The organism is Confluentibacter citreus (assembly GCF_002807055.1).
GTDB lineage: Bacteria > Bacteroidota > Bacteroidia > Flavobacteriales > Flavobacteriaceae > Confluentibacter > Confluentibacter citreus.
Genome location: NZ_NIXN01000007.1, coordinates 177,154 through 198,130 on the forward strand (window position 1 = coordinate 177,154; position 20,977 = coordinate 198,130).

Annotated in this window: 13 protein-coding genes; 6 read left to right on the plus strand and 7 right to left on the minus strand. The window is 34.0% G+C overall.

Annotated features, from left to right (window positions below; translation table 11 throughout):
* The 3 genes from CDH49_RS13620 (at position 1) to CDH49_RS13630 (ending at position 3,637) form a co-directional block, all read left to right on the plus strand.
* Positions 1-1,314, plus strand: coding sequence for an ABC transporter permease (locus tag CDH49_RS13620; protein WP_100616087.1), 1,314 nt, complete (start codon positions 1-3; stop codon positions 1,312-1,314).
* A gap of 1 nt (position 1,315) precedes the next feature.
* The gene (locus CDH49_RS13625; protein ID WP_100616088.1) at positions 1,316-2,221 is read left to right on the plus strand and encodes a mechanosensitive ion channel family protein; all 906 of its coding nucleotides are present in this window, start codon (positions 1,316-1,318) and stop codon (positions 2,219-2,221) included.
* 252 nt (positions 2,222-2,473) lie between these two features.
* Positions 2,474-3,637 carry a sigma-54-dependent transcriptional regulator gene (locus CDH49_RS13630; RefSeq protein WP_100616089.1) on the plus strand — a complete coding sequence of 388 codons (1,164 nt, stop codon included), beginning with the start codon at positions 2,474-2,476 and terminating at the stop codon, positions 3,635-3,637.
* Between the two features lie 58 nt (positions 3,638-3,695).
* Here CDH49_RS13630 and CDH49_RS13635 read toward each other — a convergent pair whose 3' ends face one another.
* On the minus strand, positions 3,696-4,442 hold the full coding sequence (locus CDH49_RS13635; protein ID WP_100616090.1) for a hypothetical protein: 747 nt from the start codon (positions 4,440-4,442) through the stop codon (positions 3,696-3,698).
* A gap of 125 nt (positions 4,443-4,567) precedes the next feature.
* On the opposite strand from CDH49_RS13635, the gene CDH49_RS13640 reads away from it, so the two are divergent.
* Complete coding sequence (locus CDH49_RS13640; protein WP_100616091.1) at positions 4,568-5,434, plus strand: PPK2 family polyphosphate kinase; 867 nt, start codon at positions 4,568-4,570, stop codon at positions 5,432-5,434.
* An 89-nt stretch (positions 5,435-5,523) separates the two neighbouring features.
* On the opposite strand, the gene lysA is transcribed toward CDH49_RS13640, so the two are convergent.
* Positions 5,524-6,759 (minus strand): diaminopimelate decarboxylase, encoded by a 1,236-nt coding sequence (gene lysA / locus CDH49_RS13645; RefSeq protein ID WP_100616092.1) that lies wholly within the window; start codon positions 6,757-6,759, stop codon positions 5,524-5,526.
* Between the two features lie 203 nt (positions 6,760-6,962).
* On the opposite strand from lysA, the gene sucC reads away from it, so the two are divergent.
* Positions 6,963-8,156 (plus strand): ADP-forming succinate--CoA ligase subunit beta, encoded by a 1,194-nt coding sequence (sucC, locus tag CDH49_RS13650; RefSeq protein WP_100616093.1) that lies wholly within the window; start codon positions 6,963-6,965, stop codon positions 8,154-8,156.
* A 32-nt stretch (positions 8,157-8,188) separates the two neighbouring features.
* On the opposite strand, the gene CDH49_RS13655 is transcribed toward sucC, so the two are convergent.
* Positions 8,189-8,554: a DUF1456 family protein gene (locus CDH49_RS13655; RefSeq protein ID WP_100616094.1), complete on the minus strand. Its 366-nt coding sequence runs from the start codon at positions 8,552-8,554 to the stop codon at positions 8,189-8,191.
* A 359-nt stretch (positions 8,555-8,913) separates the two neighbouring features.
* Here CDH49_RS13655 and CDH49_RS13660 point away from each other — a divergent pair, with 359 nt between their 5' ends.
* Positions 8,914-9,315, plus strand: a complete 402-nt coding sequence (locus CDH49_RS13660; protein WP_100616095.1) for a hypothetical protein — start codon at positions 8,914-8,916, stop codon at positions 9,313-9,315.
* Between the two features lie 65 nt (positions 9,316-9,380).
* On the opposite strand, the gene uvrB is transcribed toward CDH49_RS13660, so the two are convergent.
* From uvrB to CDH49_RS13680, 4 genes are all read right to left on the minus strand, one after another.
* Entirely contained in the window at positions 9,381-11,384 is a 2,004-nt protein-coding gene (gene uvrB / locus CDH49_RS13665) for an excinuclease ABC subunit UvrB (protein WP_100616096.1), read from the minus strand.
* Between the two features lie 27 nt (positions 11,385-11,411).
* Entirely contained in the window at positions 11,412-13,118 is a 1,707-nt protein-coding gene (locus CDH49_RS13670; protein ID WP_100616097.1) for a T9SS type B sorting domain-containing protein, read from the minus strand.
* An 86-nt stretch (positions 13,119-13,204) separates the two neighbouring features.
* Positions 13,205-18,100: a T9SS type B sorting domain-containing protein gene (locus CDH49_RS13675; RefSeq protein ID WP_100616098.1), complete on the minus strand. Its 4,896-nt coding sequence runs from the start codon at positions 18,098-18,100 to the stop codon at positions 13,205-13,207.
* A gap of 126 nt (positions 18,101-18,226) precedes the next feature.
* Positions 18,227-20,950 (minus strand): T9SS type B sorting domain-containing protein, encoded by a 2,724-nt coding sequence (locus CDH49_RS13680; protein WP_100616099.1) that lies wholly within the window; start codon positions 20,948-20,950, stop codon positions 18,227-18,229.
* Between the last annotated feature and the right edge of the window lie 27 nt (positions 20,951-20,977).

The window sequence follows — 20,977 nt, forward strand, 5'->3', positions numbered from 1 at the left end:
ATGAACCATTTACCACTCATTATAAAACGCGAGTATTTAACAAAGGTTAAAAATAAATCATTTATAGTTATGACTTTTTTAAGTCCGATTATCATGATTATTTTAATATCTGTTGTCGCCTATTTATCACAATTAAATAATGATAAACAACGGACAATATCCATATTAGATGAATCTGGATTAGTAAAAGATGCTTTTCAAAATTCAGAACATACAAAATACAATGTGTTTGAAGACATGACTTTAACAGATGCAAAGACGATTGTTAAGGAGACCTCAAATTATGGCTTATTACATATAGGTAAATTAGATACCATAAATTTTGTACCCACTCAGATGGAGTTTTATTCAGAAGAATCGCCTTCTCTCAGTTTGATTTCAGATTTAGAAGGTATTTTAGAAAATAAGCTTACGGACCTTAAATTGCAAAAAGCAGGTTTTGATATTGAGAAAATAAAAACATCAAGAGCTACTGTTTCTATTGAACAAGAAAGTTTTGAAGGTCAAAAAACTTCCAAAATTGACAGCGTTCTAAAGCTTATTTTTGGAGGATTGGCAGGGTATCTGTTATTTATGTTCATCATTATTTATGGTAATATGATCATGCGTAGCGTTATTGAAGAGAAAACAAGTCGCATTATAGAAGTCATTATTTCTTCAGTAAAACCAGTGCAATTAATGTTGGGCAAAATCATTGGAACTTCTTTGGCTGGTATTACCCAATTTTTAGTTTGGATAGTATTAGGTGGCGTTTTATTGATTATTATTTCTACAGTCTTTGGAATTGATGTTACCCAAATGCAATCACCACAACAACAAATGATGCAACAAGCCATGGAAAATCCTGAGGCGAATATGCAATTACAAGATATCATGACGGCGTTTTATAATCTGCCAATTACCAATCTTATTATTGCATTCATTCTATTTTTTATTTGTGGTTATTTATTATATAGTTCGTTATATGCTGCTATAGGTGCCGCTGTGGATAATGAAACAGATACCCAACAATTTTTATTGCCAGTTATGATGCCATTAATATTAGCTGTTTATATTGGTTTTTTCACCGTTATAGAAGATCCTCATGGTACGGTTTCAACCGTGTTTTCGTTTATTCCATTTACATCACCCGTGGTAATGTTAATGCGAATTCCCTTTGGTGTACCGTTATGGCAACAATTACTGTCATTATTAATTTTAATTGGTACATTTATTTCAATTGTATGGTTTGCGGCAAAAATTTACCGGGTAGGCATTTTAATGTATGGCAAAAAGCCTAGTTACAAGGAATTGATAAAATGGATGAAGTATTAAAATGAATCAGGATTTACAAAAAATAGAAACTAAAATTAAAGAAAGTTCTCTTTGGGAAAAAATCACGGAGATGCTCAATCAACATGTCGATTTTTCTAATGATATCAGTATTTCGGTTAGAGACGTACTAATTGTTATTACCATTATTTTTATAACCACGCTTATTTTAAGATTGGTTTTAAGAATTATTACTAGAAATCTTCCAGAAGATGATAAAGGTAAGTTTAACGTCGTTTATGGATATTTTAGATGGCTAGTCTATTTAATCATTTTGCTAATTACCTTAAATGGTTTAGGCGTCAATGTGACCGCCGTTTTTGCAGCATCAGCGGCATTAATGATTGGTATTGGATTAGCACTTCAAACATTATTTAAGGACATTATTTCTGGGGTTTTTATTTTAATTGACCAAACGGTTCATGTGGGCGATATTATAGAAATTGAAGGAAAGGTAGGAAGGGTAGAAGAGATTAAATTGAGAACTACTAGAGCTGTAACAAGAGATAATAGGGTTTTGATAATACCTAATCATTTATACCTGGATAACAGTCTTTATAATTGGACACAAAATGGCACACTAACAAGAGAATCTGTAGATGTTGGAGTAGCCTATGGTAGCGATGTTCAATTGGTAAGGAAGCTATTAATCCAGGCAGCCAGTACACACCCTGATGTATTATCAGAGCCAGAAGTTATTGTACTGTTTGCTAATTTTGGTGAGAGTTCATTAGATTTTAAAGTCATATTTACCTTAGCTGATAGTTTTGGGGCTAACGTGCCAAAAAGCGATATACGTTTTGAAATTGACAGATTGTTTAGAGAACATAATGTTTCCATACCATTCCCACAAAGAGATATTCATGTTTTTGAAAAGACGAAAGACTATAGACAAAAGGCACAAGACTAAAGATAATATATATTGGAATAGAGATTTTCTAGGTGCTTAGCATATAATTTTGGTTTAGTTTGCAAATTGAAAAAACGCAGTTGATTTATAAATGATAAAAATATATATTAAACAATCAAATAGTGATGTAAGAGTTATAAATTAATGATAATAGGACTAAAACCTGATTTATATAAAATAGATGTTTTGTTGGCGGTTGTCTTCAATCTTAAGTCTATTATCTTAAGTCTGTTATCTTAAATCTAAAAAAATATGCCCAAAATTTTAATAATTGAAGACGAAGCGGCCATAAGACGTGTGTTAGCAAAAATCCTTTCAGAAGAAAATGATACCTATCAAGTTGAGGAAGCCCAAGATGGTTTGGAAGGTATCGAAAAAATTAAAAACGACGATTTTGATTTGATTCTTTGCGATATAAAAATGCCTAAGATGGATGGTGTAGAAGTGTTGGAAGTCGTAAAAAAATTAAAGCCAGAAATACCTATTGTTATGATTTCTGGTCACGGTGATTTAGATACCGCTGTCAATACCATGCGATTAGGAGCTTTTGATTATATCTCTAAACCACCCGATTTAAACAGATTGTTAAACACAGTTAGAAATGCTCTGGATAAAAAAGAACTTGTTGTTGAAAACAAGCTACTAAAGAAAAAAGTCAGTAAAAATTTTGAAATGGTTGGCGAAAGTAAAGCCATTACACATATAAAAGATATTATTGAAAAAGTAGCACAAACGGATGCCAGGGTACTTATTACAGGGCCAAATGGAACGGGTAAGGAATTGGTGGCGCATTGGTTGCATCAAAAAAGTGACCGCTGTGAAGGCCCCATGATTGAGGTTAATTGTGCGGCCATACCAAGCGAGTTGATAGAAAGTGAATTGTTTGGACACGTAAAAGGAGCTTTTACAAGTGCTGTAAAGGATAGAGCTGGAAAATTTGAAGCTGCTAACGGAGGCACTATTTTTTTGGATGAAATAGGGGACATGAGTTTATCCGCACAGGCTAAAGTATTACGTGCCTTGCAGGAAAGTAGAATTCAGCGTGTTGGTAGTGATAAAGATATTAAAGTGAATGTTCGCGTGGTCGCTGCTACCAATAAAAATTTAAAAAAGGAAATTGAAGAAGGTAGGTTTCGTGAGGATTTGTATCATAGATTGGCAGTGATTCTGGTTCAAGTACCACCACTTAATGATAGAAGGGAAGACATCCCTATGTTGATTGATTATTTCACCAATAAGATAGCCGACGAACACGGAAATGCCAAAAAAGTATTTTCAAATGCAGCCATAACATTATTACAAAATTACGATTGGACTGGTAATATTAGGGAATTGCGGAATGTTATTGAACGTTTAATTATATTAGGCGGTAACGAAGTAAGTGAAAATGACGTAAAATTATTCGCTTCAAAATAAAATAAGCTCCTTAAAAATGAACACTTTAAGGAGCTTTGGTTTTTATATAATATTAGAATTATTTGTCACATGAATTTAACTGTGCTAAATAATTTGATGTTAATCCTTTTAAGCTGTTTAAATAATAGGATTTAATTTCTTCAACGCTTTTTTGAGACACATCAGTAGCTTTATCCTCAAGTTTTATTAGTTCATGCCCACAATTACAGACTTTTAAAGCGTTATTATAACTTTCAATGTTGGACGATATAGCAGTTTTATAAGAACTGATTATTTCTTCTTTTTTAAGTTTTAAGGCCATCTCATCCTGCTCTGCCATTTTTATTTTAATTTCTTCCGCTCTACGTTTTAAGTCTTCTTGTTGTTGTCTTAATTTTTCTTGCTCAATTTGTAAAGAAGATAATTGGTTGGTGTCATTGCTTACTTGAATATCTTTTGTAGGAACGGTGCATTTATCAAGTTCTGTAACACTTTCCTGTGCAATATCCCTAGCTCTTTTAACAAAAAAACGTCCATCTTCATAAGTTTCTGCAGTTTCTACTTTGCTTAAAAGTTGCGCACTTTCGAAGGCCATGTCAAACGCAGTTTCACAACCGCACGCTTTTAATTTCTTCTTTGAACGCTCAAAAGCTTCTAAAGATCTGTTAGCATAATATTTTAGGTGCGATATATTGTTGGAATTATAGGAAGATTTTACATGGGAGTACGCATAAATTAAATCTGAATTAGCATCATCGCAAGCTGTTTGCGCAAAAAAGACGTGCGAAGAGAGTAAAAATAATAAAAAAATGTAGTGTTTTTCCATAACATTTGGGTTTAAATTAATAAGTAGGCGTGTCAAATATATTAAAACCCTTATTAATAAGAATGTCGTTCATCGAATATATATTTTAGTATATTTAGGAGATATAATCAAATAAATAGTAAAATATGGAGTCTGTAAACATAGATGATTTTAAAATTACTTCGAAAATATCTTTAAAGGATGCGCGAACGAAAATGGTAATTGACAATGCCGATAAAGAAATTGAAGATATAAGGAAAAAGCTTGGCGATATTCAAGATACCATGTATGCGCATGGAAAATATGCCGTTTTAGTTTGTTTACAAGGTATGGATACAGCAGGAAAAGATAGTTTAATAAGGGAAGTCTTTAAAGATTTTAATGCTAGGGGAGTTGTGGTGCATAGTTTTAAAGTGCCTACGGAGTTAGAATTACGACACGATTATTTATGGCGTCATTATGTGGCACTTCCAGAACGAGGTAAGTTCAGTGTTTTTAATAGAACCCATTATGAAAATGTTTTGGTGACTCGTGTACATCCGTATTACATATTGGGAGAAAACATTCCAACGGTAAATTCGGTTGAGGACGTGAATGATGCGTTTTGGGACAAGCGTTTTGAAGAAATAAATAATTTTGAAAAGCATATTGCCGAAAACGGCACGATTATTTTTAAATTCTTTTTAAATCTTTCGAAAGATGAACAACGCGATAGGCTGTTAAGACGTCTGGATAAAAAAGAAAAAAATTGGAAGTTTTCTCCAGGCGACTTAAAAGAACGGAAACTTTGGGATGAATACCAAAAATGTTATGAAGATGCTATCAATAGAACCACAAAACCACATGCGCCTTGGTATAATATTCCAGCAGATGATAAAGATTCCGCTCGCTATATTGTTGCTAAAATCATGTACGAAACCTTAAAAGAATACACCGATATTAAAGAGCCTGAGCTTGATGATGATATTCAAGAGAATTTAAAAATGTATATAGAACAGTTGAAAAATGAGTAGATTCCAATGCTTTTGTGCTCTTAATATGTAAATAAGAAAAAATGCTCAACAAACGTTGAGCATTTTTAATAACTAAGATTTAATTAGGTTTATTTAACCAACTGTTTTTCTTTTTTTGGAGCAAAATCAATGGCTATTTGATTGTTTAAAATATCATCAAACGTTTCTCTTTTTCTAATTAAATGTGCTTTTCCTTGATACCATAAAACTTCAGCAGGTTTGAATCTTGAGTTGTAATTGCTTGCCATTGAAAAGCAATAGGCACCAGCATTTTTAAAGCACAAAATATCACCATCATTAATTTCATTAATACGTCTGTTATTTCCAAATGTATCAGTTTCACAGATATAACCAACTACCGTATAGAATCGTTCACGACCTTCAGGATTTGAAATATTGCTGATATCATGATGGGAACCATAAAACATAGGCCTTATTAAATGGTTAAATCCAGAATCTACTTGAGCAAACACCGTAGATGTTGTTTGTTTTACGGAATTTACCTGTGCCAAAAAGAAACCAGATTCACTTACCAAAAATTTTCCAGGTTCAAAAGCCAACGTCAGGTCTTTGCCATATTCTTTACAGAAATCATTGAATTTATCAGATAATTTTTGCCCCAATTCTTCAATATTGGTTTCAATATCGCCAGCTTTGTACGGCACTTTAAAACCAGAACCGAAATCTATAAACTCTAAATTTTTAAATTGTTTAGCCGTTTCAAACAAAATTTCACTAGCATATAAAAATACATCAATATCAAGAATATCACTACCAGTGTGCATGTGAATCCCATTAATGTTCATTTTTGTATTGTCAATAATACGCAGTAAATGTGGAATTTGATGGATGGATATCCCAAATTTAGAATCGATATGTCCCACCGAAATATTACTGTTCCCACCAGCCATCACATGCGGATTGATGCGAATGCAAACAGGCGTTTTTGGGTGTTTGGTTCCAAATTGTTCTAAAATAGACAGATTGTCTATGTTTATTTGAACACCCAGTTTTGCAGCTTCCTCAATCTCATGCAATGACACACCGTTTGGTGTAAAAATAATTTGTTGTGGCTTAAAACCAGCAGCCAATCCAAGTTGTACTTCTTGCATAGAAACCGTATCAATACCAGAGCCAAGCGTATTAAAAAACTTTAATATCGATATATTAGATAATGCTTTTACAGCATAGTTTATTTTTAGTTTTTTAACCGATTTAAAAGCACTTGTTAATCGTTTGTATTGTGATTCGATTTTTTCCGCATCATAAATATAAATGGGGCTTCCAAATTCCTCTGCTATTTTCAGCAACTGACCTCTATCCATAGTCTTTATTAATTTTCCGCAAAGATATTTTTTTAGTTTCAATAAAAAATAAATAAATAAAAAATTTTACAAATTAAACAAATTGTTAATTATTTAACAACTTGAAATTATATTTAGTTTTTTAAGCATTCACAAACAAAATATTAGTCTAATTAATAGGTATTATTTACATTTGCCTTTCTTAAAAAAAGATTAAGCAAGTTATGAATTTACACGAATATCAAGGTAAACAGATTTTAAGCAGTTTTGGAGTACGAATTCAAAGAGGTATAGTAGCCCAAAATGCAAAAGAAGCAGTAACTGCTGCAAAAGAATTAACTGCGGAAACAGGCACAAGTTGGCATGTTATAAAAGCACAAATTCACGCTGGTGGCCGTGGTAAAGGAGGTGGAGTTAAACTTGCAAAAAACATCAAAGAGGTAGAAGAGATTGCGGGTCAAATTATCGGAATGAATTTGATTACACCTCAAACATCTGCTGAAGGCAAGAAAGTACACCAAGTTTTGGTTGCTGAAGATGTTTATTACCCTGGAGAAAGTGAAACCAGTGAATTTTATATGTCTGTTCTATTAAACAGAGGCACTGGTAGAAATATGATCATGTATTCTACCGAAGGTGGTATGGATATTGAAACGGTAGCAGAGAAAACGCCACATTTAATATTTACTGAAGAAATTGATCCTTCTGTAGGCATTTTGCCATTTCAAGCAAGAAGAATCGCGTTCAATTTAGGGCTTTCTGGAAATGCTTTTAAAGAAATGACCAAGTTTGTTACCAACTTATATACAGCTTACATCAAATCTGATGCGTCATTATTTGAAATCAACCCTGTTTTAAAAACAAGTGATAATTTAATTTTAGCGGTGGATGCTAAAGTGACTATTGATGATAATGCGCTTTACAGACATAAAGATTATTTGGATTTACGTGATTTACGTGAAGAAAACGCTATAGAAGTTGAGGCTAAAGAAGTTGGGTTGAACTATGTTGATCTTGACGGAAACGTGGGTTGTATGGTTAACGGAGCTGGTTTGGCTATGGCAACGATGGATTTAATTAAACAAGCAGGAGGTGAGCCAGCAAACTTTTTAGATGTTGGTGGTACGGCAGATGCGGCTCGTGTGGAAGCTGCTTTTAAAATCATTTTGAAAGACCCAGCTGTAAAAGCCATTCTTATTAATATTTTTGGAGGTATTGTTCGTTGCGACAGGGTTGCACAAGGTGTTATTGATGCTTATAAGAATATGGGAACCATTAATGTGCCGATTATTGTACGTTTACAAGGCACCAATGCAGATATAGCAAAAGAATTAATAGACAACTCTGGTTTGGCAGTATTAAGTGCTACCGAATTTCAAGAGGCCGCAGATAAAGTTCAAAAAGTATTAGCGCAATAAGGGTTTTACTTAAAGTCAAAAAAAGAGCAACGTTATTCGTTGCTCTTTTTGTTTGTTTTAGAGTGTAATAAGCTTTTCTTTTTTACAAACTTCTTTGGTATCGCTTTCGCGGAAGCTTCGCCTTGTTGTGTTTCTCCAGTTTTGGAATTTTTGTTTTTTTCTTCGTTGGACATTTTAGGAGGCATGGGACCTCTTAAGTGAATTACCAAGCCATTTAAAAAATTACGTAAAATTTGGTCGCCACATTCCACATATTTTGGATGATCTTCTTTTCTAAAAAAAGCACCTAGTTCGCTTGTTGAAATTCTAAAGTCCACCAGCATCAAAATAGCTACAATATCATCATCACGTAGTTTTAATGCCACCCGTAATTTTTTCAAAATATCATTATTTGTCATAGTCCTTTGTTATATGTGTATTTCATCGATTTTAGCTATAGTTACCTGCCTTTCTAGCGTTTTTTAATTTTTTATAAAGATACCTTAATTTTTCTTGATTCAAATTAAAAATTTAAAATCAAATATTATATATAACTTATTGATTATCATTTAATTAATTATTAAAAACAAAATTATTTTAGTGTTATAATTGAGCAATATTAAGGTGTTTTTATAAGCCAAAAAAAAATATTTGAGATGAAATAAATAAAATCTACGATTAAATACAATTCACTTTTCGATAAGTTACATTATATCAACGATTATGAAATGGCACTTCTCCTTACCTTTATATTGTAAATAATTAATCTCTCAAAAGTATGGTTAATAGAGTAGAAAAGTTGAGTCTTCTATCCGAAATGATAGCTTTTGCTAAGTATGATAAGGACATAAAAAATATTGAATATAATTTTTTATTAGGTGTTGCGAGACAATTGGAAATATCTCGTGAAGACTTTGAATATCTAATAGAACATCCAGTAACTTATACGCATTTGAAATCCCATAGTGAGCGTATTGTACAATTCCATCGTTTGGTTTTGTTGATGAATATTGATAGTGAGAGTTCAAATAAAGGTGCTATAAAATTATATAACTTCGGTTTGAGAATGGGCTTAAGTCATGAATCCATAAGCAAAGTTTTATACTTAATGGAAAGTTTTCCAAATAAAATCGTTCCACCCGATGTTTTGATTGATATTTTTAAAACCCAATATAATTAAAAAGTAATTGTCAATTTAATTTTGAAGTGTTGAACCCTTAGGGTTATAGAAAAGCTAAAAGTTTATTAAACTTTTAGCTTTTCTAGTTTATCTTGATAACTTTTTATATCGTCACGTAATTTGGCCGCTACTATAAAGTCCAATGCTTTAGCCGCTTCTTCCATGAGTTTTCGCTTTTCACGGATTTTCTTTTCCAATTCTGGTTTACTCAAATAATTGCTCTCAGGTTCTGCGGCTCTAAGAGCTTCCAACTCATAACTATAAGTGCTCACCGAATTTTTGGATAAAGCATTGTCTAGACTTTTGTTTAAAGCCGTAGGCACTAGATTGTGTTTTGTGTTATATGCAATTTGTTTTTCTCGTCTGTAATTGGTTTCGTCCATGGTTTTTTGCATGCTATTGGTCACTTTATCGGCATACATAATGGCTTTACCATTTAAGTTTCTAGCTGCTCTACCAACGGTTTGGGTAAGTGAACGAGCCGAACGTAAAAAACCTTCTTTATCAGCATCTAAAATGGCAACTAGGGATACTTCTGGTAAATCCAAACCTTCACGCAGTAAGTTGACGCCAACCAATACATCAAATAATCCCTTACGCAAATCTTGCATGATTTCAACACGCTCCAAAGTGTCCACATCACTATGGATATATCTACAGCGAATTTGGATTCTATCTAAATATTTCGTCAGTTCCTCAGCCATGCGTTTAGTAAGCGTTGTAACAAGTATTCGCTCATCTTTTTCTACACGAAGCTGAATTTCTTCAATTAAATCGTCAATTTGGTTCAAACTCGGACGAACCTCGATAACGGGATCTAATAATCCTGTCGGACGAATCACTTGCTCCACATAAACACCATCTGTTTTTTGAAGTTCGTAATCGGCAGGAGTTGCACTTACATAAATAACCTGATTTTGTAAGGCTTCAAATTCTTCAAATTTAAGCGGCCGATTGTCCATGGCTGCAGGCAACCTAAAGCCATATTCTACTAAATTTTCCTTTCTGCTTCTATCACCACCATACATGGCGTGGACTTGGGAAATAGTCACATGGCTTTCATCAATCACCATTAAAAAATCATCTGGGAAATAATCCAACAAACAGAAAGGTCTTGTGCCCGGTAAGCGACCATCCAAATACCTAGAGTAGTTTTCAATACCAGAGCAATAGCCTAATTCCCGAATCATTTCCAAATCAAATTCTGTACGCTCTTTTAAACGTTTGGCCTCTAAATGTTTACCGATTTCCTTAAAATAATCGTGTTGTTTTACTAAATCATCCTGAATTTCTTTGATAGCGCCTTGTAATACATCTGGAGATGTTACAAACATGTTGGCGGGATAAATATTCAATCGGTCATATTTTTCAATGACTTTACTATTTTGAATATTAAAAGATTCAATATCTTCAATCTCATCTCCAAAAAAGTGAATCCTAAACGCATCATCAGCATAACTCGGAAAAATGTCTACGGTGTCTCCTTTTATTCTGAAATTACCATGATTAAATTCGCCCTCGGTTCTGGAATAAAGACTTTGAACGAGTTGATGTAATAATTTGGTTCGTGAAATAACTTGATCACGTTCTATAGATATCACATTTTTTTGAAATTCCACAGGATTACCAATACCATATAAGCAAGAAACTGATGCGACTACCAAAACATCACGTCTACCCGAAAGCAGGGAAGAAGTTGTGCTTAAACGCATCTTTTCAATCTCTTCATTGATTGACAAATCTTTTTCTATATAGACCCCAGAAACAGGAATGTAAGCTTCAGGTTGGTAATAATCATAATAAGATACAAAATATTCTACGGCATTATTGGGGAAGAATTGCTTGAATTCTGAATATAATTGAGCAGCTAAGGTTTTATTATGTGCTAAAACCAATGTGGGTTTTTGTACTTCTTGAATCACATTGGCTACCGTAAAAGTTTTTCCAGAACCAGTTACACCAAGGAGGGTTTGATATTTTTCATGACTGTTTATACCATCAACAAGTTGTTTGATGGCTTGTGGCTGATCGCCTGTAGGTTTAAATCCTGATTCAACTTTAAATTGCATGTTGCAAAATTAAGCAAAATATATGTGTTATCGTTTTAAAGCGAAATGTCCCAAAACCGTTCTTCCATCTTGTAATGATAATTTGAACCAATAATCATCTGTAGTTAGGGCATAGCTGTTATAAGTACCATCCCAGCCATTCTCTAAAGGACTTAGCTGTTTTAACAGTTTCCCATAACGGTCAAAGATATAGATATTGGTTTTTGCCTGGATAAGCGCATTAATGCCCTGAATCTGCCAAAAGTCGTTAATGCCGTCGTTATTTGGGGTAAAGAACTTAGGGTAGCCAATGACCGAAATTGGCAAGGTTGCCGTTCCGCAACCATTTTTGTCCTCTACAAGAAGCGTATATATCCCACCTTTTAAGTTATTGAAAACGGGTTCGTTTTGATAAGGATATGATACCAGTCCATCTTTGGATTCCAATGCGAACCAATAGTCGCCCACGCCTAGCAGTGAGGAATTTGTAATAGTGATGGAGTTGTTTTCGGAAAGGTCGACTACATTGATATTTCTTTGATCAATACTGGCTATTTCAGAGGCTGCAACAGAAACAGTTTCGGTTCTTGAGCACCCGGTTCCATCTGTCTTTGTTAAAGTGATTGAATAATCGCCGGGATTGTCAACGGTGAGTGTTGGTGAGGTTGCAATAATGTTACCATTTAGGGTCCAAGAATAGTTGAATGCCTCTTGGGAACTACTCTCAACTGGGTCTAGAACCAAACTGTGATTGGGATCAGATACGCAAAGGATTTGTCTTGGCTCGATATAAAATTCAGGTGAAGGATTTACTGTTAAAGTGATATGTTTGCCCAGACCAACACAATCATTATAAATTTTATTATCGACCCTAACATAAATATCTTGACTGTATGGCGAGCTGGCATTGCTGTAATTACTGATGTCTTCTATGGGATTGCTTTCTGAAAGGGCATCAGATTCGATGGTATAATAATTTATTTCCAAATCTTGGGGATTGGGGAACATATTTAAAATTTCGTAGTGAATGCTACTGAAATCGAATACGGAAACCCCATTGGTATCATCGCCATCCAAACCGTCACAGGCATAAAGGCTTCTCGTGAAGGTAATTGGGATTTGTGTATTGACGACCCTAAGGTTGACCTGCGATGTGCTGAAACACCCGTTAACATTTTCAACCCTTGCCCAGACCGTATCGGAACTTGGGATGGTATTCGTATAGTTAATTGAATTTGTTATTACACTGTCGCCAGAAATGGCATCAGCTTCGGATTCATAAAAGGTAAATATTTCATTGCTTGCGTTTGCCGATATTTTATCAGCCACTTCATTTATATTGAACTGGCTAAAGCCATCCAAATCATTTTCACATTGCACAAGCTCTACTAAAGGTTCTACAACTGGAACCGGATAAATAGTGACAGTTTCAATATAAGTAACGTTTGCTGTTGAATAAATGGGGTTTGATAACGGGCCCCCCACTACTGCAATTTCGCCTGTGAGGGTAATATTGTAGCTGCCAGGTGCTGAAAAAACATGCGTAGGGTCTCTATCTGTAGATGTATTATTTGCTCCAGTTACGGGGTCTCCAAAATCCCACATAACATCGACTATTCCTCTATTGTATAAATAAATCTCTGTGGTATGACCAAAGCATTGATTATCAAAGGTAAATGCGGGAGGCCTTTGTGCAAAACCATTGTTGAACAAAAGGATAATAAAAGTGAATAAATAAAAATCTAGTTTAGACATAATAATACTAATATACAAAAATCATTTAAAATGTTGTTTATTAGTATTTTATATTGTTTATGGGTGATAAAGAAAGTATTAAAACATTATCTTTTTAAGGCAAAATGACCTTTTATGGTAAACGCATTGCCTTGTTGAACGATGTTGGCAACATACCAATAATCATCTGCTGGCATATTGGCACCATTATAAGTTCCATCCCAGCCTAAGGATGCGTGGGATAAGGTTTTTAGAAGTTTACCGTATCGATCATAAATGTAAACAATAGTGCCAGGTAATTGCGTAAAATCAACTACATGCCATCTGTCAAAATACCCGTCGTTATTTGGGGTGACAAATTTAGGGATATCGAAAACGGTTACTTCTCGGGAAATGTCTGCACAGCCATTTAAATCTCTAACGGTTACAATGTGGGTCCCTAAGGTAACGTTTTCAAATACATTGGATTCTTGTGGTTCGCCGCCATCTAAAATATAGACATAATCGCCAATTCCTGAAACATCCACCGTGATACTATTAGGATCGGAGAAATCAACTGTAGCTGTAAAGTTTATATCTGCTATAGCGGATTCAATAACGGAAAATGTCTTTTGAGGAGATTCGCAATCAGGGGCATTCGCATAAGTTCTGGTTATTGTTATCCAATAATTACCAATATCACCCAAACCTAATTCTATTTGAGGTGTGGTTTCTCCAGTGGACCATAAATAAGTATCATTAGGGTTTCCTGTTTCTGCATCTACAATTAATGGTAAATCGTTTATACATAAAGGAATAACATCGTTTACAGTTATAACAGGTAGCGGATTTACAATAACGGTGAATTGTGTGATATCATAACAACCAGTGTCGTTATTTTCCAATCTTGCATATATAATATCGCCATTCATTGCCGGATGCAAACTGTTCACAACATTAGTTCCTGCTTCAGCATGTGTTAAATTGGTATGATAACTAACGGTAAACATGGCGGCATTTTGAGTTCCTAATACATCATCATTATTTTGTGATAAATCAAATTCAAAAATGCCATCATAATCATCATCACATTCCACTAAATTTGGTGGCGTATTGGCAATGGGATTTGGATTGATTTGCAAATTGAAATCGGTAGTAATGTAGCAACTTGAATTGATATTTGTAAGCCTAACGTAAATAGTATGGTTTGTTGATGTGTAATTGAATGTATTTCCGATGGGTGCTGTATTGTTATCAGCATCAGTTGGTGAATTATGGTACGAAATATTTGCCGAACTGGGATTGTCTAAAAGCATGCTGTTTACTTGTAACAAATCAAACGTATCAGTGTCGTTATCACAAATTTCGAGGGTTCCAATAGTGTTGAAAACTGGTGGAGATTCAACCACAAGTTCTAAAGGAATTACCGAAAAACATTCGGTAATGGTATTAGTCACTTTAATATAAACGGTTTTAGAATCTGAAATATAATTTGTTGGATTGTTGATAGCTGAACTATTATCTAAAGCATCTTCTTGATTGATATCATCAAAATTTTCAAAGTAATGAACTACAATCGTTTGGATTCTATCTAAATTTTGATAATCGGCATTATCAAGGTTAAATGTCGTCACACCATCAAAACGATCCAAATCAGTGTCGCATACCACAAGTGGATTCGCTTCAGTTAGGTTTGGTAAAGGGATGATATTAATGGATAAGTTATCTATCACGACACATTGGGTATCTGTACCTTGTATTCTAACAAATAAATTCTGTGGATTTGTCACATTAGTATATTCTAGTGGTACTGGATTAGACCCTACTTGAGCTGCGTTATAAGTTAAATGAAACGTAACATTCAGGTTATTTGGATTTGGGGATCCTTGCCGAATCTCTTCAATTTTATCACCCAAATTAAACGTATGTCTTTCATCATTACTTTCATCATCACATATAAAATAATTTTCAAAATCAGTATTATAAACAGGGTTTGAAGAAACCCTAATAGTAAATGAATCGGTTGCAAAACAATTAGGATCAGTTATGTTTTCCACACGAACGTAGATGGTTTGTGTACTAGATGTATTAACGTATGGAGCATTCTTATCAATAGCATTTGCAGTAATTCCATTTTCAGCATCTACTTGATTTTCAAAGTAATAAACAGCTTTGTTTAATTGTCCGTTTAAAATCTCATTATCTTTAACTGAAAACAAAAAGGTTTCAGTACCATTATTATCATCCTCACAAATTTGCATTATTTCTATATCAGGAATAATGGGCAACGTATTAATAATAATCTGTTGAGGTACAATTTTATAACATTCAGCATTTTCTACCCTTACATAAATAGTTTGATTAGTAGTATTGTATGAAGCCCTATCAGAAACAGGAATTGTATTGGTGTTTGCTTCTGCATCTTCAAGGGATGTAAATAAATTTATATTGAATAAGCTAGGATCGGAAACTACATCGTTAGAAATAGTATTGAGATTTATTATTGAAAATCCATCTGGATCCGTATCACAAATAATAATAGGGTCGAGTGTAACCGTATCGGGGGCTGGAATAATCTGGATATTGAAATTTGAAACTGTTGCACATCCCGTATCTATATTTTCAATTCTAACGTAAATAGTTTCTGTTCCAGTTACTGTATGAAAGGGCAGGAGTTGGTTAAAGTTATTTTCAGCATCTGTTTGGTTGGCGAAATAAGTAGCTGTAAAATCTGTATTACCATTGGTTACAATGTCATTAAAAGTAGATAGGTCTACACTAATGGTACCATCTGTAACATCGTCATCATTGTCACAATAAGTTAGTGGAGCAACAGGGTTAAATAGCAGAATTGGGTTAACTATCAACCTAATATCGGCAACCTCCTCACATTCACCGTTGCTTATCCTTAGATATACTGTTTTAGGGCTTGTATTGCTAACGGGATAGCCTACGTTTTTTGGAATGGGGTTAATAGCATTTAATCTATCAGCTTCATTGTCATAAAATGTTACTGTAACATTAGGGATATTATTCGCTATATAAGTTTCAACAATATTTAAGTTAAAAGCTATAAAGCCACTATTGCCCTCCGTATCACAGAGTGCATAATCCTGTATACCAGTTGCTGTAAGCAATAAATTGGTATGAATTTCTATGGGAACTATTGAAGGACAGCCTGTAGTATTGTCTTCAACCCTCACGTATACTGTTTGCACATTTTGCTGTGTATTCGCATAATTGGAAGGATTAGCAATGGGGTTTGTTCCAGATTCAGCATCATTAAAAGTTTCGTGAAAAGATGTTGTTACACCAGATATGCTTCCTAAAATATCTCCTAAAACCTCTGTTAAATCGAATGTGGCAAAGCCATCTAAGTCAGTATCACAAGCATCAATTCGCTGAGTATCTCTATTGATATTTGGGCTTATTTCAACATGAATATCTAAAGTTGTGGTGTTTATACAACCCGTTTGCAGATTATAAACCCTTACATAAACCATGTCGTCTTGTGCGCCATTTATATAAGTTACTATTGGGTTGTTTCCAAAACTGGCATCAGATTGACTGGTATGGTATGACACTATTAAATTACTTTGTCCACCTGTTATTTCATCATCTTTTTGTCTTAAATCAATGATAGTGAAACCATCGGGTGAAGAATCCCCATCACAAGCATCAAGTCGTGTTGGCGGTGTTATATTTGGAATTGGATTGACTATTAAATTAAATGCTGTAAAACCTAAACAGCCAGTATCTATATTTTCAATTCTAACATATATGGGTTGTGGACTAGTTGTGTTTTGAATAGGTGTTGTTATAGCGTTTATATTGTTTCTGGCATCGGCATCAGATAAATGGTAAGTATATACAGGATTTGTAAATGAAATCGGAATATTATTTTCGATGTCGGTATTTTTATTTGATAAATCGAATGTTTCAAAACCATCACCACTTAAATCGTCACATAATTCGAAAGTAGAAATGGGGTTGATGCTTTCTTCTGTATTGAGAACGACGACAATTTCATCTTCCTCTACACAAGTAGCCCCCAACGGAACTGAAACTTCAGCTTTATAAGTGCCGCTTTGAATGGCATTTAATGTACTATTAGTTTCTCCAATAAGCGCAACATTGTTTAAAAACCATCTATAGGTAGCGGAAGGATTTTGGATATCAGCATTTAAAACAACGGAACTGGCACAGGTTGCAATGTCTTCACCAAGGTCTAATATATTAAAACTATCACCTTCAATAAATACGGCAGAATCAAAAGTTTGATCAGATTGATCAGCAATTACTAATTTTATATGGTATTGCACATAAGGAATAATGGTTGTAGATGCCGTTAATACAGTTGTTCTTCCTTTATAATTTGTGTCACCTATATCAAAGCCGTCAAAATATTGTTCGTTTACCGCAGGACAATTTGGTGCCAGTAGGGGATGAATAGTTCCTGTATTTACTGGAATATTTGTATTAGGAATTAATGCTATATTTTGATATGGTGCTACACTTCCAGTGGGTCTTATTAAAAAAGCAAACCCATCAGAAAATTGGCACGAATTAATACCCTCATATTCCTCTGAAGCCAATAAATAATTGAATTGAATTTGATTTGATGCTGATATAATATCAAACTCTATGGATGTAGCATTGAGTGTATTGCTAACTCCTAAAGCAGCTTCTAAATCAGGGTCGGATCCCCAAGCAGTAGACCCTTCACTAAGTGTTGTTGTTATTGAAGAATTTCCGGCAGATAAGGCATTTCCAGTAGAGAGCATAATACCATTTTCAAAAGGGAAGTTTGAACTTGCCCTATTAAATTCACCGTAACTTACAATCCCATCGTTACTTCCATTAACGGACGATGTAATGTTAGAAACTTCAACACAACCATTTACAAGGTTATTAATTATTAAATCTTCTAGGCTGTTTGGATTGTTTACTGTAATTTTTTGTGCATATGACATGGAAACGCTACAAAGTAGCATAGCAAAATAAAAATATAGGTTTCTAATCATGTAGCGTTATTTGGGTAAAACGATCTTGATAGCAATTTAAAACGCGAAAATTACATCTATTTTAGATGAAATGCAAAAAAAAACGATGAAAAGCGTTTTTTTTTATATTTTGTGAAGTCAATGAAATTAATATTTCAATGTAAAATGATTTTTAAATACACGTCCGTCTTGAAGTTTTACAGAAAACCAATAATCATCTGAAGGTAGTCTTTGTCCATTAAATCTGCCATCCCAGCCTTCACTTAAAGGATCTAATTGTTTAATTAATTTTCCAAACCGATCATAAATAGTGATGTTGGTATTTGGCTGAAACATATCTGATACCCCTATTATTTGCCAACTATCATTAACGCCATCGTTATTTGGGGTGAAAAATTTTGGATAGCCAATTATGGATACTTGACTATCTACAACGCCACAATTATTCTCAATATCTTTCACATAAACGGTATAAATACCAGGGTAAATTTCATCAAACATATTACTGTCTTGGTAAGGTTTGTATACATTATTTTGAGAATCATACAACGCATAATTATAAACACCTTCACCAGTTACTAAAACTGTTACGGTATTATTCTCTGTGACATCTTCTACTTTAATATCATTAAAAGTGGCGATATTTGAAGATTCCACGTTAATAGTCTTGGTTTTACTACATCCATCCATTTTGCTGGTCACTGTGACAGTATAATCGCCAACGGCATTTACTTGAGTCTGGTAGTTTGTATCTCCATTGGACCATAAATAGGTATAATTATTTGGATTATCATCTATAACACCGGCATCAAGGGTGATGTATTCTGGTGATTTATTTAAACAGTAATAATCTTTACCAGTAAGTTGAATATTAGGCAATTTATTCACGATTAAATCAACTTTACTGATACCATAACAAGCATTTGAGTTTTCTACTCTTGCATAAATGGTTTGAAAATATGGTTGCGTATTTGTATAGTTAACACCTAATTTTTTGACCTCTAGAAGCGCATCTTCGTAAGTTTCATAGTATGATATGTCTAAGTCTATGACAGGAATTCCATCCAATATTTCGGCATTGGCTTCATCTAAATTAAAAACATGCAACCCATCTTCAACGCCATCATCATCGCATACAGGAGATAAAACACTATCGTTAACATCCGTTAAGCTAACTGCTAAAGTCAATTCCGAAAAAGAGAAACAGCCAGTATCTATATTTGTTGCTTTCGTATAAACTGTTTGAGGATTAGAACTATTTTTATAAGAATGACCATCAATTTCCATAGTCCCAGCTATATCAGTAAAAAAATTATAAGCTAAAGCAGCTCCATTGGAGGGGTCATTATAAGCTTCATATAGGTTAAAAGCTGTAATACCGTCTTTTAAACCATCTTCATCACATTGAATTAATGTTTTGTTTTCAACGGTTGGGTTAGGATTAAACAACACATAGGCTTGTCCTTCAATTTCACAATCCCCATTATTGGGGTTTATGAGTACTTCATAATGTCCACTAGAGGTCACCGATAAATCAAAAGTATTGTTGGGTAATAACATTTTGTCTCTTGTCCAAGTATAGGTAGCGCCTAATATGTTTTCAGAAGTTAGTTGGTATGAATCACCATCACAGAGGGCTAAACTAATGTCACTTTTTCCATTCTTAATGATGTCAATTTGTGTATTAAATAATGATTGAATAAAAGGGGGGAGTCCTTGTGAAGATTCATTTGGGGACAGATTTATTGCGTTATGCTGATAGTTACTAGCCGTACCAACATCATTGGGGTTATTTATAACACCTAAATAAGGCAGTCCTACTTGATAAGTAGCTGTTAAAGCTCTATATATTCTCCCATCGGGTCCTAATTGCAAGCCGCCTCTATATAATTGTCTATCATCAATAATCACTTGAGAAGTTTGGATGTTAGTTTGCGTTAAATCAAACTGTACTAAAGAAGAACGATGGTTAGTAGGATCATCATCTAAATCAAAACTATTGCTTTGAAATGCATTTGAGGAATGTACATATAATAACTTACTATTGGGTGAAAATTCCAATCCATAAGGAAAATTGTTTTGAGAGTTTATTGAGAGACTAATGGGGTTGGATACTATGCCAGTAGCTGTATTAAAATCATATAAAAATAATCTATCTGCCGTAATGTTGTTGGTGTTATTGGATGTGAAATTGGCACAAGCCATCTTAGTGCCATCTGGTGATAGTTTTAAATAACCCCTGGGGTCTGTTATATCAATTGGAAAAGTCGATTTTTCAGAATTACTATTTACACCATTAATACTAACTTCAAAAGCATGAAAGGTATTATACCTATCTGTATTTCCGTCAGCAGAAGCAAACGAAACTACCCACATGGATTTAGAAATACAGTCTTTTAGAACCGCTGTTATTTTTTCTGAGCTAGCGTTTAGCAATCTTATGTTATAATCGGTAACAGCTCCCAAACCATTATTTAAAGTGATGTCAACAACCGAATAGTGCAAACCCGTATTATTAAATTGAGAACCAACCGTAAATACATAATAAATATTGGGGTTATCTGGTTTCGGAACTATAATGGCAGACTGTGTGCTAGAGCTATCTCCAAGCAGCCCTCCAGCCAAAACCTCATGATTTTTATTCCAAATAGTGGTTCCGTCTGTGTAAAATAATAAATTGCCGGTATCATCTGATATAGAAGTACAACCTTCATAAGTAATAAGCGAACCATCATCTAAAGATGTAATTGTACTGTTGGCTTGATTAAATTTTATGCCCGCGCCGAAACCAAAATACCAATTAGCAGCTTCACTTTGAGCAAATAGGGTTATGCTTGAAAAACAGAATAAGAGGGATATGAAGTATTTCATCTTTAGTTGGCAAATGCCTTTAAAGAT

Coding starts and splice junctions, on each gene's coding strand:
- CDH49_RS13630 (WP_100616089.1), top strand. CDS start 2,474: ATGCCCAAAATTTTAATAATTGAAGACGAAGCGGCCATAAGACGTGTG.
- CDH49_RS13620 (WP_100616087.1), top strand. CDS start 1: ATGAACCATTTACCACTCATTATAAAACGCGAGTATTTAACAAAGGTT.
- CDH49_RS13635 (WP_100616090.1), bottom strand. CDS start 4,442: ATGGAAAAACACTACATTTTTTTATTATTTTTACTCTCTTCGCACGTC.
- CDH49_RS13680 (WP_100616099.1), bottom strand. CDS start 20,950: ATGAAATACTTCATATCCCTCTTATTCTGTTTTTCAAGCATAACCCTA.
- sucC (WP_100616093.1), top strand. CDS start 6,963: ATGAATTTACACGAATATCAAGGTAAACAGATTTTAAGCAGTTTTGGA.
- CDH49_RS13625 (WP_100616088.1), top strand. CDS start 1,316: ATGAATCAGGATTTACAAAAAATAGAAACTAAAATTAAAGAAAGTTCT.
- lysA (WP_100616092.1), bottom strand. CDS start 6,759: ATGGATAGAGGTCAGTTGCTGAAAATAGCAGAGGAATTTGGAAGCCCC.
- CDH49_RS13675 (WP_100616098.1), bottom strand. CDS start 18,100: ATGATTAGAAACCTATATTTTTATTTTGCTATGCTACTTTGTAGCGTT.
- CDH49_RS13660 (WP_100616095.1), top strand. CDS start 8,914: ATGGTTAATAGAGTAGAAAAGTTGAGTCTTCTATCCGAAATGATAGCT.
- CDH49_RS13655 (WP_100616094.1), bottom strand. CDS start 8,554: ATGACAAATAATGATATTTTGAAAAAATTACGGGTGGCATTAAAACTA.
- CDH49_RS13640 (WP_100616091.1), top strand. CDS start 4,568: ATGGAGTCTGTAAACATAGATGATTTTAAAATTACTTCGAAAATATCT.
- CDH49_RS13670 (WP_100616097.1), bottom strand. CDS start 13,118: ATGTCTAAACTAGATTTTTATTTATTCACTTTTATTATCCTTTTGTTC.
- uvrB (WP_100616096.1), bottom strand. CDS start 11,384: ATGCAATTTAAAGTTGAATCAGGATTTAAACCTACAGGCGATCAGCCA.